Genomic DNA, 16,261 nt, shown 5'->3' on the forward strand with positions numbered 1-16,261 from the left:
GGCCAGCCGACCAGATCGATTGATACCGCTGAACATCCCTTTTGCTCCCCGTCCACTGGCGTTCGTCACTGACCTGGCTAGCGTGTGGGCGGGCACTGAAGAAACGCTTAAGACGGAGACGCATGCGGTACGAGGTACTCGGCCCGGTCCGGGTGATCACCGGCGACGGACACCCGGCCGCGTTGCCACCGCGGATGCGCGCCCTGCTGGCCGCGTTGATCGCCGGCGCCGGACGCCCCGCCTCGGCGGCCCGGCTGATCGCCGAGTTGTGGCCCGGCGACGTGCCACCGACCGCCGCGAGCGCCCTGCAGGTGCACGTCTCCGGCCTGCGCAAGATCGTCGGGGACGCGCTGACCACCACCTCCGGCGGGTACGCGCTCGCCGCCCGCGGCGACGCCGACGAGTTCGCCGCGCTGGCCGCCAACGGCGCCCTGGACGAGGCGCTCGCGCTCTGGCGCGGTCCCGCCTACGAGGGCGGCGGCGCCGGAGCGATCGTCGCGGCCGCCGCCGCGGCGCTGGAGGAGTCGCTGCTCGCCGTCCGCGTGCGGTGGGCCGACCGGGAGGTGGCGGCCGGTCGGCCGGTGCTGGCCGGCCTGAGCGCCTGGGTGGCCGCCGAGCCGACCTCCGAGCCGCTGGTCGAGCGCCTGATGCTGGCGCTGCACCGGGCCGGGCGGACCGCCGAAGCGCTGGACCTCTACGACCGCACCGCGCTGGCGCTGGCCGGGTACGAGACCGAGCCGGGCCCCCGGCTGGCCGCGCTGGCCGCCGCGGTCCGGCGTCGCGATCCCACCCTCGACCAGCCGTCTCCCGGCGTGCCCGGGGCACGCAACCGGTTCATCGGGCGGCGCCTCGAACTGGACCGGGTGATCCGGCTGCTCGGCACGAACCGGCTGCTCACCGTGGCCGGCACCGGCGGCGCCGGCAAGACCCGGCTGTCCGTGGAGCTGGCCCGCGAGGTGGCCGCCGAGTACGAGGCGGTGCACATCGTCGAGCTGGCCGGGCACACCACCGGGATGCTCGCCGAGCGGGTCGCGGCCGCCGTCGGCGCCCGCGAGGAGCCGGGCGTGCCGGTGACCGGCAGCGTGGCCCGCCGGCTGTCCGGCCGGGTCCTGCTGGTGCTGGACAACTGCGAGCACGTCCGGGCCGACGCCGCCCGGCTGGTCTACGACCTGCTGCCGCTGGCCCCGGCCCTGCGGGTGGTCGCCACCAGCCGGGAGCCGCTCGGGCTGGCCGGCGAGGTGGTCTTCTCGCTCGACGGGCTGACGCGGCCGGACGCGGTGCGCCTGTTCGACGCACGGGTGGCCGCGGCCCGCGGCGGCGTCGCGCTGCGGCCCGCCGAGCTGCCGGTCGCCGCCGACCTGTGCCGGCGGCTCGACGGGCTGCCGCTCGCGCTCGAACTCGCCGCCGCCCGGCTGCGCACTCTGCCGCTGGCCGAGGTGCTGGCCCGGCTGGACCGGCGGCTCGACCTGCTGGTCGGCACGTCGCCGGAGGCCCGGCACCAGACCATGCGGGCCGCCATCGACTGGGACTACGACCTGCTCGACGGCGCCCAGCAGCAGTTGTTCGGCCGGCTCGGCGTCTTCGCCGGCGGGTTCGGGCCGGCCGCCGCCGACGCGGTGGCCGGCCTGGACGCCGCCGAGACGCTCGCCCAGCTCGTCGACCGCTCGATGGTGGAGCAGGCCGGCGACCGTTACCGGCTGGTCGAGACCATGCGCCAGTACGCGGCCGAGCGCCTCCCGGCCGGCGATCCGGCCCACGAACGGCACGTCGCCCACTGGATCGAGCTGCTCACCGCCCCGCGCCCGCTCGACGCGGCCGGGCACGGCCGATGGATGGCCGGGACCGGCCGCGACTACGACAACATCGTGGCCGCGCTCGGCTGGTCGCTCGATCACGGCGACCCGGTCCAGGGGCTGACCATCGCGGCCGCGATGTGGTGGTACTGGTGGGTGACCGGCCGGATGGCCGAGGGCCGGGCCTGGCTGGGCCGGGCCCTCGACGCCGCTCCCGAAACCGCGACTCCGCCGCGCGGGCAGGCGCTGCGCGGGGCGGCCTCGCTGGCCCGCAACTCCGGTGACCTGGCCGCCGCCCGGACCCTCGGTGACCAGAGCCTGGCCACGTTCCGTGAGCTGGGCGACCGGCCCGGCATGATCGCGGCGCTGAACAACCTGTCGATCACCGCGCAGGGGCAGCAGGACTACGAGGCGTCGCTGGCCTACGGCTACGCCGGGCTGGCGATGGCCGAGGAGGACGGTGACCGGCGCGGGGTGGCCGCCGCGATGAACAACACCGCCGGGACGCTGCGCTGCGCCGGGCGCCTGGACGAGGCCGGGCCGCTGTTCGAGCGGGCCCTGGCGGCGTTCCAGGAGATCAGCGACCCGCGCGGCGAGGCGGCCGCGCTCAACAACCTCGGCATCGTGACCCGGCGCCACGGCCGGCTCGCCGCCTCCGGCGACTACCTGCGCGCGGCGCTGCGCCGCTACGCCGAGCTGGCGATCGTGGAGGGGCAACTGGACGCCGTCGAGGGGCTGGCGCAGGTGGCCGTGCTCGACGGCGACCCGGCCGCCGGTCTGGTCCTGCTGCTGGTCGCCGCCCGGGAACGCGGCACGCTCGGGTCGCCGCTGTTCACCCCGGACGAACTGGCCGACCGCGACGAGGCGGAACGCTCGGCCCGCTCGGCGCTGACCGCCGACGAGATCGCCCGGGCCCACCGGAGCGCTGCCGGGACCACCCTGGACGCGGCGGTGGCCGCGCTGTCCCGGCCTCCAGCGCCGTAGTCTGCAGGTCCCGGACAAGATCGGGACAGGACGACGAAACGGTGCCGATGCTGGTCGCGCGAAATTCCGTACCGTGGTGGGCCCTGCTGTCCTCGGCGGCGGCGCCGGTCGCGCTGATCGGCGGCTGGACGCTGGCCGCCCGGCGGCAACCGGCCGGCTTCGACAGCGCGGTGGACACGATCAGCGCGCTGGCCGCGCGGGACGCCGCCGACCGGTGGCTGATGACCGCGGCCCTGCTCTGCCTCGGCGTCTGCCACGTGGTGACCGCGCTCGGGCTGACCCGGGCCGCGACGGCCGGCCGGATCGTGCTCGGGCTCGGCGGGGCGGCGACGATGCTGGTCGCGGCGTTCCCGCTGCCGGACCCGGCGCACCCCGCGGCGGCCACCACCGCGTTCGGCGCCCTGGCCGTGTGGCCCGCGCTGGCCTGGCGCCGGCCCGACCGGGGACCGGGGGCAGCGCACTCGGACGTGTCACCGCTTGACCGGGGGCCGGTGGCGCTGCGGCCGGTCGTGTCGTCGGCTGCCGCGCTGGTGCTGCTCGGGCTGGTCGCGTGGTTCGCCGTGACCCTCGGCGCCGGCGGCCGGGTCGGCCTCGCCGAGCGCGTCGCCGCCGGCGCGCAGGCCTGCTGGCCCCTGATCGTGGTGTGGTCCGCGCGCCTGCATCCCAGGTTGTCCGCGCGGCCGCACGCCGGCCGCGCGGCCGGCCCGGGCAGCACCCGGACCGGCTGAGCGGTCGGCTCGAAATCAGGCGTCGGCTCAGATCGAGCGCCAGTGCAGGTCGCTCCCGGCCGACTGGTACCAGGTTCCGCAGGCCTGGATGCCCACCCGGTACTGGGTGCCCTGCCGCACCGACCCGTTGAAGATCTCCGTGCCGTAGGTCGAGCGCAGCACCAGGCTGAGCCCCGGCGCGTTGGGCAGCTCGGTGGACCGGCCCTCGGCCTGCCGATCCCGCACCCGCATGGTGTACGTGTTGTCCCCCCGCCACAGGTACCGGTACTCCACCGCGTGGGCCTTGGAGTAGCTGTGCTGGAGCCGGACCACCTGCCCGTCCCCGTTCGTCATCTCGACCGACGACATGGACGGCACGTAGTAGCTCAGCCGGCACCCGCCGGCCCGCGCCGCGGCGTTCGCGGCGGCGACCTGGGTGGTCAGGAACAGGGCCGTGACCAGGAGTGCGGCGCCGGCCATCCGGCGAAGAACAGTGGCTGCGGTGCGAAGCGTCGTTGTCATGCCCGTGGGAGTCGGGGAAAGCCCGAGTTAGTTCCACACCTCCCGGCCTGTTCACTCACCGGAGTGACTGGGCGTATGACAACACCACGATCGACCGGTACCGAATCCCCACCGGCGGCGATCCGGTTCGGGAACCAGAAAATCCGTTTGCGCCGAAGGCGTGGTAACCGGGATCGAAGCCACTGCCCGAGGTGGAATTCGGTTAGCATGCGGGCATACATCCGAAATCGCGCGCAGGGATTGATGAGCCGTGCCGGAAATCAAACCGCTCGACGCATTGGTCGATGCTTTGCTGCAGGTCGAAAGCCTGTCAGATGGAGACGCCCGCGATCGCGCGGTAGATCGGTCGGCCACTCTTATCCGCCGAAAATTCTCGACCCGGCGATCCCCTGATCCGCGCCGCGATCTGCTGTCGCTGATCAATTCCTATGATCTGCTCAGCGGCGCGGTAGTGATCTTCACTCAGGTCGTTGCCGACCACCACCAGGAGCCGGCCGCGACCCGGGTCGCCGAGCTGGCGCGCGAGCTGCGCGGTCCACTGCTGCTGTCGCCGCCCGACCGCTTCGATCTGTGCCGGGTCCTCAGCGAGGTGGGCACCACATCGGTCTTCAAGGCTCTCGACGACCTGGCCCAGGTGCCGGAGTTGCAGGACTTCAACATCTGGCAGGACTGGGACGCGGTTGTCCGGGTCATGGAACAACAGCCGGTCCCCAGCGACGGCGTGCCACCGCTGCTGCGCTTCGTTCTCCGTCTCGCCAAGCTGGTCGGCACCAACACCGGCAACTCGCTGCGGCAGTGGGCGGCCAATGTGGCAGGTGGCCTCGGTGTCTCCGAGACCACGTACGGGGCGTTGCGACTCGCCGAGCACAACGAGGCCGAGGCGAGCGAGCCACGACGGCGGGCGTCCGGCGCCCGAGCCATCCGCGGTGGCGTGCCGCTGCAGAACAACAACTTCACCGGTCGATCGACGCTCCTCGACCGGCTGGCCGACACGCTGGCCTCCGGGTCCAAGGCGGCAGTGCTGCCGCAGGCCGTGCACGGCATGGGTGGTGTCGGAAAGACCCAGCTGGTCCTGGAGTACGTGTATCGGCACCTCGAAGATTACGACCTGGTGTGGTGGATCCCCGCCGACACGGCCTCCGGCGTGCTTGCCTCTCTGGAGCAGTTGGCCGGCCAGCTCGGCGTCCGGCCCGGTGAGAACGCACACCAGACGGCCCGCCTCGTGCTCGACGCGTTGGCCGCGGGGACGATGAAGTGGCTGCTGGTCTACGACAACGCGAACGACCCCGACTCGATCGACGAATATCTGCCGTCCACCGGTGGGGATGTCGTCGTCACCACCCGCAACAAGGAATGGGCGGCGTTCGGCACCGACATTGAGGTCGACGTCTTCGAGCGGGACGAGAGTATCGACCTGTTGCGACGACGGACCGGCAACAGCATCAGCACCATCGACGCCGACCGCCTCGCCGATCGACTGGGTGACCTTCCGCTGGCGCTGGAGCAGGCGGCGTCGTGGCACCTTCTCACCCGGATGCCGGTCAGTCAGTACATCGAGCTGCTCAAGCAGCATCAGAAGGAACTGCTCTCCGAGGGCAAGCCGGCCGGCTACCCCGACTCCGTCGTCGCATTCGTCACCCTGGCGATCGACCGTCTTCGCACCGAGACCCCGGCCACCGCGCAATTGCTCGAGTTGTTCGCCTTCCTGGGCGGCGAGCCGGTCCCGGTCTCGTTGCTGCGCTACGGATACGCCGCCGAGGTGGTGGAGCCGCTGCGCACCCTGCTCGGCAGCCCGATCAAAATCAACATAGCGATCCGAGACCTCACCCAGTACGGCTTGGTCAAGGTCGACATCGCCCAGCGCCTTCAGGTTCACCGACTCGTTCAGGGCGTGCTCCGCGACGTCATGGACGATGCCGGGACCGCCGAGATCCTGCGGAGTGTGCAGAATCTGTTGGCCGAGGCGAACCCCGGCGACCCGGACGAGAAGAGCTCTCGCGCCGACCTCGACCTGCAGCGCGAGATCGGTCCGCACCTGCGGCCCGCCGACATGATCGGCGCCGAGAGCGACCGCGCGCGTACCGCGGTTCTCGACCACGTCCGCTACCTGTACAACATGGGCGACTACGAGAACAGCAACCGTCTGGCCACGGACTCGGTCGCCGTTTGGGAGCGGACGACGGACAATCCGCTGCTCGGGCCGCACGGTGAGCTGACCCTCAACGGCCGGGCACACATCGCCAACTCCCGGCGCGCGCTCGGCGAGAGCGAGCCCGCTGACGAGATCAACACCGAGACGTACGAGCTGATGCGCCAACACCTGGGGGAAAATGCCCGCCCGACCCTGGTCATGGGCAACCAGATGGGCCAGGCCACGCGCATCCGTGGCGACTACGCCGAGTCGTTGTCGTTCTCGCTCGAGTTGCTGGAACGCCACCGGCAGGTGTTCGACAAGCCCGCGCCCTACATCCTCCGGGCCCAGTCGAATGTCGCCGTCGCCTACCGCATGGTCGGCGAGTTCGCCGCGGCCGCGGAGATCGACCAGGCCACACTCGACTACTGGGAGTCGGCCGGGCCGGAAAGCACGGGTCGCGAGAGCGGCAACGTGCTCACCACCAGCTTCGGCGCCCTCGAGGCGTACATGAACATCGCGCGTGACTACTACGGATTGGGCGCCTACCAGGCGGGGATCGCGGTGGTCGAAGGCTGGCGCGAAGCATTGATCAACGAACGCAACGGCTCCCACCGCCTTGTTCTGCTGTCCGGCCGGACCTACGGGATCCTGCTTCGCAAGGCCGGTCGGCTCCAGTCGGCGGCCGCCGTGCTGAGCGACAACCTCGATCAGACACTCGCCCGATTCGGCCCCAACCACGAGTACACCGTCGCGGTTCTGACCAGTTACGGCAACGTGCTTCGTCAACGTGGCGACGTCGCCGGCGCGCTGCAGCATCTCCGTGAGGCCGTGCGTCGCTACCGGGAGTACTTCGGCGACCACCACCCGCTCACGCTGAGCGCCTTGGTCAACGAGGCGATCGCGCGGCGCGCCGCCCGGGAGTACGAGATCGCCGCCGCGCTCGACGCCGACGTCTACCAACAGCTCACCACGGTGTTGGGCGAGAACCACCCGTACACCCTCTGCGCGGGCACCTCGCTGGCGACCGATCACGCCCTGCGCGGCGACACGGCCGCGGCCCTGGCACTGTCGACGGACGTGTTCGAACGCAGCCGCCAGGCCTCCGGGGGGCCACACGACGCGAGGGACAACGCCGAACATCCCTACCTGAGCGCACGGGCCATCAATCTCTCCCACGACCTGCGCGCGGCCGGGGCTATCGATGACGCCGACGAACTGCTCCGCACTTCGCTGCAGGAGTTGAGCAAGGTGCTCGTCCCACCCCATCCGGAGTTCGCCGTTCACCCTGAAGTGACTGCGGCCAGAGCCGGCGATCGACTCGAATGCGACATCGAGTCGCCGCCGACCTGATCCCCTACGCGCGGGCGTTCGCTGCCGACCAACGCTGGTGGATCGCCGCATAGCGGCGGTCCGACTCGCTTGTCACCGGATCGGGCAGCTGCACCGCGAGCAGCGAATCGGCGAAGCGGCGCAGTTCCCCGGTGAACCGCTCACCGGCCGCGGTCAACGCCCCGGAGGACTCCACCTCGGCCAGGCTCTTGTCCACGAACAGACGCGCGTCGGCGAACTCCTGCACCGCGAGATCGGCCACACCGTCCGCGGCGCTCAGCGCCCGCCACGCGTCGGCCACTCCAGCGAACGCGTAGACGCCCTGGACGAGCCCGGCAAGCGGCCGCGGATCAGTGCGCCACGGCGCGAAATACCGCCCGGTGTCGGCCGGGTCGGTCAGTTCCTCGAGGCCGACCAGCCCGCTGAGCTTGGCATGCTGGAATTCGTGCACCATCGTCACCACGAGATCGGCGGCGGTCGCGGGACGCGTCAGCCCGAACACTCCGAACAGATGCCGGATGGTGGCGCTACGACTGGATCGACCGTCGTCCCGCAGCGGCACCAGCACGCGTAGTCCCGCCGCGAGCTCGGCCGCGCGATCCGGCAGATGGTCGGTGAGCAACTGCCACGCCTCGGCGAACAGGTCCTGCCAGCGCGCGAACTCGTCCGCGGGCAGCCTCGGCGCCGGCGGCGCGTGGTAGCCGTGCCGGAACAGGTCCAGGTCGTCCAGCGCCACCTCGATGCCGATCCCACGGGACTCCGCGCGCAACACCCGCACCGGCTGCCACTTGTCGTTGCCCGGCGCCGCCATGCTGGACCCGACGGCCGGCACGCCATTCGTGATGGTCAGGGTCACCGCCGCGCGGTCGCCGACGGTCAGCGACCCCAGCCCCGGCAGCGACACCGCCCCGTCGCGGGTCTGGATGATCATCTCGGTGTCGACGCCCGCGGCGGCGCAGGTCACCGCGGCCACCGAGCTGAGGTGCGCCAGGTCCGCGGGTGCGGCGATGCCCTGCGCGGCCGCCCGGTTGACGATCGTGACCCACGCGCCGACCTGCGGTGACCCCAGCACGCGGTCGGCCGCGGCCGGATCGGCCGAGCGCGCCGCGTCCAGCGCGGCGATGATGCGGTCGTGCTCGGCGGCCGGACCGGTCCAGCGGCGCAGCAGATCGGAGATCAACAGCAGGTGCTTGCTCAGCTGCGCCTGCGCCAGTGCCCGGCACGCCTCCGGACCGCCGTTGCCCGCGGCCAGATCGGTGAGCAGACGTTCGGGCAGCCGGTGGTAGGTCGTCGTCATGCGGTCACCATCCCGGCGAGGGCACGGGTATCGGCGACGACCCGATCCCGGGCGTGGTCGATGAACATGCGCAGGTCGGCGCAGTACACCGACGGATTCCGGAATCCGGCGCCCGGGCGGTACCGATGTGCGTAGTGGCCGCCGCCGCAGATGTTCCGGACCGGGCACGTCGAGCATTCGGCACCGAGCGCGGCGGCCCCGATCTGCCGGGCCACCACTCCCGGGTGTGCCAGAGCCGCGTCGAACTCGTCCCGGCTCACGTCAAGGCCCGTCGCACACGCGCCCGGGTAGGCCGACTTCAGTGCGTCGATCTGCTCGATCGCGCCGTCCGATTCCACGACGAGCAGGGCCGCGGGGCTCAACCCGACCTGCTCGGAGCGGGACGCGCCACCCAGGACCAGATCGACGACGCTCTCGAACAGCCGAACCGGGACCGGATCGGGATCGTCGTACCAGGCGTCGAACGCGGCCGTCAGCCAGCGGCCGTGACCGGACTGCTCGGGCGGCACCCCCCAGTTGGCATGGGGTAGCAGGAAGTCGATGGCCGGCGGCTCGAAGTCTCGCAGCGTGCGGTAGCAGGCGGACGGGTCGGTATCGGGTGACACGGTGCAGAGCAGGCCGCCGAACCCCGCGCGGAACTCGGCCTTGGCCAGCAGCGCCAGCGCCCGGCTGACCGCGGCGAAGGTGCCGCGGCCACGTCGGGTGACCCGGAACCTGTCGTGGTCGGCCGCCGCCCCGTCGACGCTGACCGCCACGGTGACATCGTGCCGGCGCAACTCGCGCAGAGCCGGCTCGGTCAGCAGGACTCCGTTGGTCTGAAGGCCGACCCGCACCTCGCAGTCCCCGGGCATCGCGGCCCGCATCCGCTCGGCGAGTTGCCCGATCCTGCTCGCGCCCAGCAGCATCGGCTCACCGCCGTGCAGCACCACCCGCACCTGCCGCAGACCGTGGTCACGCACATGACGACCGAGGCGCTCCGCAGTCGCGTCGAACACCTCGGACGGCATCACGGCCGGCCGGCCACGCCAGGACTGATCGGCATGTTCATACACGTAACAGTACGAACATGCCAGATTGCACCTTTGGTGCACTTTGACGATGACCTCATGGATCGGTGTCGGCCGCCAGCCTCCGGCGAGCAGACCCGCCATGTCGAGATCCTGGTAAGGCCACCCGATCATGGTTACGACTTGTCGATGAATGAGCTGAAGGCCGACAACACCCCATTGGGGTCCGTCAGGTCCGCCTGCAATCGTCTGATGGATCGGAGGACCGGTGAATCGCCGCGCTCATTCACCAGATCGGTCAGCGAAACGCCCACGACATCGACGAGCCCGGTTTCCCGTTGCCCGTCTCCCGCGATCGGGTCAGAAACGGCACTCACCGGAATCCCTCCATCACTCAACATTAAACGTGTAAACACCGCCGAACGTTGCCATGAGTGGACCGGACGGCCGTGCGCCCCGAAGGGGCGCAACCATCTTCGTCCACCGCTAAATGATCTTTACACATGCACCCGTAAAGGAATTTGACAAATTTTGTCAAAAACACTTAAACCAGCGGAGGCTCCAGCACGCAGTCGACCCGCTCACCCCGTGCGACCTCCATCGCCACCGGGTGCGCCGAGCCGTAGCGGGCTTCCAGCCGATGCAGCACCTCGAGCCGGTGGGCGGCGGCCTGCGGGAAATGCGCTGCCGCCATGTCGGCCGCCAGGTTCGCCTCGGCAGCGAGCACGTGGGGATGGTCACGGTGGTCGGGGTACGCCCGATGGGCGAACTCAACGGCCTTACGCGAGGCGACGAGCCGGCTCGGATGCTCGCCCACGGCGTAGTCCGAAGCCAGGTTGACCTGGGCGGCCACCGAAAAAGGGTGATCCCGGCCGACCCGGTCGATCAGGGTCTCGCTACCCGCGATGTCGATGCGCATCGCTCGCGGATGATCGCCTCGGGCCCGCAACACGTTCGCGAGATTGATCTCGGCGACCACTGTCATCGGGTTGCGGGGACCGAACAACCTGCGGTAATGGTCGATGACCTGGGAGATCTCGTCGAACGCCTCGTCAGTGCGGTTCAGCAGGTGCAGAGTGTTGGCCCGGCTCATGCGGAAGGCCAGCGGATACTCGTGACCCTCGCCGAACAGGCCGGCGCAGTCAGCGTACGAGCTCCCCAGCAGTTCGAGCGCCTTCTCCCGCTGACCGATCCCACGCCACGCGAGGGCCAGGGCCCGCCGCGCCAGCAACAGGCCCCGGTCCCGCCGAGTCGGCACGTGTGGATTGACGCGGGCCAGCATCGGCTGCACCTCAGAGAGAACGTCCTGGTAGCGCGCCTGACCGCAGAGATCCTCGGCAACCGCGTTCATCGACAGCAGGGTCCGCCAGTTGGCGTCGTCGAACCGCCGCAGGGACCGCTCCAGCGCCTCACGGTCAGCCCGCTCAGCGGCCTCGAACGCGCCGGTGAGCCGTTGGCTGATGGCGCGGTTGCGCAGGCTCATGATGGTGCGCGGATGGTCGTCGCCGAATCTCTCCCGGCACACCTTGTAGGTCTCGTCGTCGAACTCCAGCGCACGCCGGTAGTCGCCGGCGACCCGGAGGTCAGCGGCCCGGCTGCCGGCCATGGCCAGGGTGTAGGGATGACTGTCGCCGTACGCCGGATCCACACCCAACTGACTCATCGCTCCGCGAGTCAGTTCCCCGGCCCGCTCGTACTGCCCGGCCGCCCGCAGCGCGTTCGCCCATTCGTGCGACAACCGCAGCACCAGATGATCGTCCTGCGACGGGTCGTTGCCCGGCCGCCACGCGATGTAGGCCCGTTCTCCCAGTTCACAAGCCGCATGGTGATCACCGGCCTGATAGCGGAATCGGATCTGGTGGTACACCGTGTTACGCGCTCTCAGATCGGCTGACTGCACCAACTCGGTCGCGTCCACGTGCGCCGCGATCTCCAGGTACATGTCGGTGGCATCACGGTGATCGTCGGGTGGGCCCGGATCGGCGGCGGCCAGCAGCGCGTGGGCACGGCGGCGCGCCCGGTCGCCGCCCTCACCGGCCAGCACACCGCGCATCACCAGGCCGGCCAACGGGAGCACCTCGACGTTGTCGCCGGCGGTGAATCGGGCCAGACCTCGGCGGCGCAGCTCGCCGATCGCCAGGCTCAGCGCGACCGGGCCACGTGGCGTCTCGGCCAGGGCGGTGCCCGGATCCGCCGGGGCGCCCGCGCCCCGGCTGAGCAGGTCCTGCGAGATCGGCATCGGGGCGAACCACGACAACGCTTCCAACAGGCGAAATGCCTGGCCGTCCGCCATCTCCAACCGGTCCAGCGCCAGCAGCAGAACCAGCGACGCACTGCTGCCGTAACCGTCGGCCGGCACCGTCGTCAGGCACTCCGCCGGATCGACGCCGCTGGGCACCCCGAGCGGAACGCCGGCGGCCCGGCACCAGGACGCCACCTGTCGCACGGCGAGTGGTGACCGTCCGTACGTCTCCAGAATCGCCGCGACCCCGTGGGACGGCATCGACGGCTGGTACTCCCGCAGCAGGCGTTCCGCCTCGACCGACCCCAGATCGGGGACGTCGAGCCCGGTGCTCGACCCGTCATCGCCGAGCACCGGGTCCCTCGTCGTGATGATGACGTGGCCGCCATTCGGGACCAGCCGCAGGAGATCGGGATCATCGAGACCGTCGAAGATCATCAGGTACGGGAAATGGCGTGCCTGCAGCGCTTCGAAGACCAGCCGGACGGTGTGATCGACCCGATGACGGCAGTCGACCCCGAGCGTCGCGGCCAGCTCGATCAGGGCGACACGCGCGGTGTCCGACGTCGTGCACGGCACCCACCACAACGGCCCCTCGGCCGGATGATGCCGATCCAGGTAGTGCAGGACCGCCTGGGTCTTACCCGCTCCCACGCCACCGGAGAGCACCAGACGTACGTCGTGGTCGTTGGACAGCGCCAGGCGCATGTCGTCGATCAGCGCCTCCCGGCCGACAAAGCCGGGCGCGGACGGCGGGCGGGAGCCGGTGAGCGGAGCGGCTTGCACAGCCCGCGGCGGCGGGGGAGCCTCGACCGTCACCAGCGGGCCCACCGGGACGAGCGGAAGGGTCTCCTGCATCTCGTGCCGGGCAGCCGTCCACAAGATCCGCATGGCGGGCTCGGGGTCCGGATCGTCGTGCTCGGGCGACAGGTCGGCCAGCACCTTCAGCATCGATCGGACCTTCTCCCACGCGGGCACCACACCGCCACGCAGGATCCCGCCCACCGTCTCGTGGGACACCGACTGGTAGTCCTTGGCCGGAAGACGCACAGTCGCATCGGCTATCAGGCGGACCGGCGGCTGGGTGGCAGCGTCATAGATCTTGTGCACGGCCGAGACGAAGTCGCGCACCGGCCCGTCAGGGACTTTGTCGCGACCCGGCATGGGGATGGCCACGTCGATACGCTCCGGCTCGGTAGCGCGTCAATTTATGTCAAGCTCGAGGATTCCATGCCGCGGTAGGCGTCCACAATGGCAGTCCTTGCCCAGGACGTACATCCCGCTCGAGTTCTTTTGGCGAACACACGGACGAGTGATGGCAAGTCCTTATTGATCGTCCGACTCGTCAATTGACAAGCAATGATCACTGGTTTGGACATCGAGAAGGCCACTCGGGCCTGTCAAGAGATGTCGGCATCGAGGCGGAAGCCCTTTCGCTTGACTTCCGGACTATTCAGCCTTGGTCGTGTACCCCATGACCTTCCGAGGAGCTGACATGTTCGATCTACCCGATCCGCCGACCCTGATCGCCCTGGCCCGCCTGATCGAAGCGGCATCCGCGGCTCTCGTCGCCGCCACCGCTCTCTGGACCCGCCGACGGCCGCCCCGAGAACGTCGGCCCCGCCGAGGCCGCCTCCCCCGGCCCCAGCGACCACCCCGCTTCCGGCGGCCACCGCGCTACGGACGAACGCCCCGGCACGGACGTCGTCCGCACACCCAGCGGCCTCCCCGCCACCGGCAGCCACGCCGTAACCCGGACGAGGCGGCTGATTGAGACGGTGCCGGCCCGGGCGACGGCGTTCTACCGGTTCGTTTGCCGGGCCAGTATGTCGATGACCGCGGCAGCGTGCTCGTTCAGGTAGAAGTGGCCGCCGGGGAAGACCTGCAGGTTGAACGGGCCGGTCGTGCGGGCGCTCCAAGCCCGGGCCTCGGGCTCGGTGACCTGCTCGTCCCGGTCGCCGATCAGGGCGGTGATCGGGCAGGTCAGGGGTGGCCCCGGCCGGTAGCGGTAGGTCTCCGCGGCCCGGTAGTCGGCCCGCAGCGCCGGCAGCACGGTCCGCAGGATCTCCTCGTCCCGCAGGACCGCGGCGTCGGTGCCGCTCATCCGGGCCAGGTCGGCGACCAGGCGGTGGTCGTCGACCAGGTGCATGCCCTCGTCACGCGGGCGGGTCGGGGCGCCGCGGCCGGAGACGAACAGGGCGGTCAGGTCGGCGCCGGGCAGCCGGCGGGCGACCTCGAAGGCCAGGCTGGCGCCGAGGCTGTGGCCGAAGAACGTGACCGGGCGGTCCAGCCACGGTTCGAGCTGCGGGACGATCATCTCGGCGAGCTCGATCAGGTCGCCGACGCACGGCTCGTGCCGGCGGTCCTGGCGGCCCGGGTACTGCACGCCGAGCACGTCGGCGCGCGGGGCCAGGGCGCGCGAGACCGGGAAGAAGTACGACGCCGAGCCGCCCGCGTGCGGGAAGCAGACCAGCCGGGCGGGCGCCTCCGGGGCGGGGTGGAACCGCCGGATCCAGGCGCCGGTGTCCAGGGACGTGACGGTCATGGTGCGGCTCCGATCGGGGTGTCGTAGGAGCGCCGGACGTACGACAGGTCGTCGAGCAGGCCGGCCGAGGTGAGCACCCGGGTGCCGGAGCCCGCGGGCAGCGGCATCGAGCCGGTCGCGGCCCAGCGCAGCCGGCCGTCGGTGTCCAGGTACGCGCGGGTCCGGCCCATGTTGTCCGGGTGCAGGCAGAACGGGATGTCCAGGATCCCGTGCCGGAACGCGGCGAGCAGTGCCCGTCCCAGGTCGGCGTCCAGATTCAACACCGCATGGACAAGAGCGAGGGCTTCGCCGTACGTCTCCGAATCGTCTTGTGAAGGGGTTGGCGAAGCCCGCACGGCGCCGGCCCGTTCCAGCGCGGTGACGTTCTCGGCGATCGTCGGGATGCGCTGCGCCTCGGCCTCGGTCTTGACGATGAGCCGCTCGGCGCCGGTGGTCAGGGCGAGCTCGGCGGCCCGCTCGAGCAGCCGGTACGCGCCGGCCGTGGTGTACGGGTACACCCCCATGTACGCGTAGACGACGACGTGCCAGTTCGGGGTGGGCAGCAGGTCGGCGCAGAGCCGGCGCAGCGCCGCGACCGCCTCGACGTCCTGGGCGAAGTTGGTCTGCTGGGCGTAGCTGACCGACAGGCTGCGCACGCCGTGCTGGTGGAAGAAGAGGGCTTCCAGCACGCTGATCGCGACCAGTTGTGAGGGCGGGCAGAGCTGGCCGAGCATGCAGCCGCCGAACGTCTCCAGGTGCGGTTCGGCGCCGTGGTCGCGCAGCGTCGCGAACAGTTCGGTGCCGCGCCGCCAGTTGGCGACCGAGTCGGCCAGCGGGGTGCGGCCGTAGGGCAGGCAGTACGACACCGGGCCGCCCTCGCTGGCGTTGAGCCGCAGCGCGACCAGCGCCTCGAAGATGTGCGCCGGCACCGCGGACCCGTGCCGGACCTGGACCGGGAAGTCGTCGTCGCGGACCCCGTCGAGCAGGGCGCGGGTGACGTCGTAGGGGTGGTTGACGATCGGATAGCCGTTGAGCTGCACGCCGTCGGCGAGCGCCCGTTCGGCGGCGGCCAGGTCGGCGACCCGGGTGTAGCTGTCCAGCGTGATCGTGCCGACCGTGGTGGCCCGCGCCGCCCGGGTGGCCCGCAGGCCGGCCCGCATCCGGACCGGGTCGCTGATGCCCATCCGGGGCTGGACGACCAGGGACCCACGGCCGCCGCGGCGGCGCACGAACTCCCCGAAGTCGACCGGGGTGTCCGTGGCGCCGCCGCGGCTGACTGTGCCGCCGGGACTCATACCGGCACTCCGGTGCCGCGGACGAACTCGCCGAAGTCGACGCGGTGCGCAACACCGTCCTCGAAGACCTCGGTGAAACCGGCCGCGCGTAGTTCCTCGGAATAGGAGCCGCCGGTCACGCCGAGCTTGCCGCCGATCACCACCGGGGTGTCGAACAGTTCGGGACAGGCCCGCAGCGCGCCGATCACGCGCCGGCCGTCCTGGTGGCCGTGCCCGTTCACCGAGCTGATCGCGACCAGGTCCGGCCGCAGCTCACGGCACTCCTTGACGAGCAGGTCGTCGGGCACGCAGGCACCGAGGTTGGTGACCGTGTAGCCGTGTTCCTCCAGCAGCAGCTGCAGGAACACCAGGTTCCAGGTATGTGAATCGGAAGCCACGGTGGAGACGATCGCCAGGTGGTTGCCGTTGGACACAAAAACTCCATTCA

11 protein-coding genes are annotated in these 16,261 nt (G+C 70.9%); 3 read left to right on the forward strand and 8 right to left on the reverse strand.

The window, feature by feature from the left end:
* Positions 1-122: 122 nt before the first annotated feature.
* The gene (locus L3i22_RS41445) at positions 123-2,777 is read left to right on the forward strand and encodes a BTAD domain-containing putative transcriptional regulator (protein ID WP_221322901.1); all 2,655 of its coding nucleotides are present in this window, start codon (positions 123-125) and stop codon (positions 2,775-2,777) included.
* 47 nt (positions 2,778-2,824) lie between these two features.
* The gene (locus tag L3i22_RS41450; RefSeq protein ID WP_255658759.1) at positions 2,825-3,505 is read left to right on the forward strand and encodes a DUF998 domain-containing protein; all 681 of its coding nucleotides are present in this window, start codon (positions 2,825-2,827) and stop codon (positions 3,503-3,505) included.
* Positions 3,506-3,532: 27 nt separating this feature from the next.
* On the opposite strand, the gene L3i22_RS41455 is transcribed toward L3i22_RS41450, so the two are convergent.
* Positions 3,533-4,006 (reverse strand): hypothetical protein, encoded by a 474-nt coding sequence (locus tag L3i22_RS41455; RefSeq protein ID WP_221322903.1) that lies wholly within the window; start codon positions 4,004-4,006, stop codon positions 3,533-3,535.
* 250 nt (positions 4,007-4,256) lie between these two features.
* On the opposite strand from L3i22_RS41455, the gene fxsT (L3i22_RS41460) reads away from it, so the two are divergent.
* Complete coding sequence (gene fxsT / locus L3i22_RS41460; RefSeq protein WP_221322904.1) at positions 4,257-7,490, forward strand: FxSxx-COOH system tetratricopeptide repeat protein; 3,234 nt, start codon at positions 4,257-4,259, stop codon at positions 7,488-7,490.
* A gap of 4 nt (positions 7,491-7,494) precedes the next feature.
* On the opposite strand, the gene L3i22_RS41465 is transcribed toward fxsT (L3i22_RS41460), so the two are convergent.
* The 7 genes from L3i22_RS41465 to L3i22_RS41495 form a co-directional block, all read right to left on the reverse strand.
* Complete coding sequence (locus L3i22_RS41465; RefSeq protein ID WP_221322905.1) at positions 7,495-8,766, reverse strand: HEXXH motif domain-containing protein; 1,272 nt, start codon at positions 8,764-8,766, stop codon at positions 7,495-7,497.
* Positions 8,763-9,917, reverse strand: a complete 1,155-nt coding sequence (locus L3i22_RS41470; RefSeq protein WP_255657563.1) for an FxsB family cyclophane-forming radical SAM/SPASM peptide maturase — start codon at positions 9,915-9,917, stop codon at positions 8,763-8,765. Before L3i22_RS41470 ends, L3i22_RS41465 begins: the two co-directional genes overlap by 4 nt.
* A 32-nt stretch (positions 9,918-9,949) precedes the next feature.
* On the reverse strand, positions 9,950-10,150 hold the full coding sequence (locus L3i22_RS41475) for a hypothetical protein (RefSeq protein ID WP_221322907.1): 201 nt from the start codon (positions 10,148-10,150) through the stop codon (positions 9,950-9,952).
* 167 nt (positions 10,151-10,317) lie between these two features.
* Positions 10,318-13,191 carry an FxSxx-COOH system tetratricopeptide repeat protein gene (gene fxsT, locus L3i22_RS41480; RefSeq protein WP_221322908.1) on the reverse strand — a complete coding sequence of 958 codons (2,874 nt, stop codon included), beginning with the start codon at positions 13,189-13,191 and terminating at the stop codon, positions 10,318-10,320.
* Positions 13,192-13,816: 625 nt separating this feature from the next.
* Positions 13,817-14,560, reverse strand: coding sequence for a thioesterase II family protein (locus tag L3i22_RS41485; RefSeq protein ID WP_221322909.1), 744 nt, complete (start codon positions 14,558-14,560; stop codon positions 13,817-13,819).
* Positions 14,557-15,834 (reverse strand): methylaspartate mutase, encoded by a 1,278-nt coding sequence (locus L3i22_RS41490; protein WP_221322910.1) that lies wholly within the window; start codon positions 15,832-15,834, stop codon positions 14,557-14,559. Before L3i22_RS41490 ends, L3i22_RS41485 begins: the two co-directional genes overlap by 4 nt.
* A complete protein-coding gene (locus L3i22_RS41495) occupies positions 15,831-16,247 on the reverse strand; it encodes a cobalamin B12-binding domain-containing protein (RefSeq protein WP_255657564.1) in 417 nt (138 codons plus the stop codon). Before L3i22_RS41495 ends, L3i22_RS41490 begins: the two co-directional genes overlap by 4 nt.
* Positions 16,248-16,261 lie beyond the last annotated feature (14 nt).

This window comes from Actinoplanes sp. L3-i22, from assembly GCF_019704555.1.
Lineage (GTDB): Bacteria > Actinomycetota > Actinomycetes > Mycobacteriales > Micromonosporaceae > Actinoplanes.

Coding starts and splice junctions, on each gene's coding strand:
- L3i22_RS41465 (WP_221322905.1), bottom strand. CDS start 8,766: ATGACGACGACCTACCACCGGCTGCCCGAACGTCTGCTCACCGATCTG.
- L3i22_RS41455 (WP_221322903.1), bottom strand. CDS start 4,006: ATGACAACGACGCTTCGCACCGCAGCCACTGTTCTTCGCCGGATGGCC.
- L3i22_RS41450 (WP_255658759.1), top strand. CDS start 2,825: ATGCTGGTCGCGCGAAATTCCGTACCGTGGTGGGCCCTGCTGTCCTCG.
- L3i22_RS41490 (WP_221322910.1), bottom strand. CDS start 15,834: ATGAGTCCCGGCGGCACAGTCAGCCGCGGCGGCGCCACGGACACCCCG.
- L3i22_RS41470 (WP_255657563.1), bottom strand. CDS start 9,917: ATGGCGGGTCTGCTCGCCGGAGGCTGGCGGCCGACACCGATCCATGAG.
- L3i22_RS41445 (WP_221322901.1), top strand. CDS start 123: ATGCGGTACGAGGTACTCGGCCCGGTCCGGGTGATCACCGGCGACGGA.
- L3i22_RS41485 (WP_221322909.1), bottom strand. CDS start 14,560: ATGACCGTCACGTCCCTGGACACCGGCGCCTGGATCCGGCGGTTCCAC.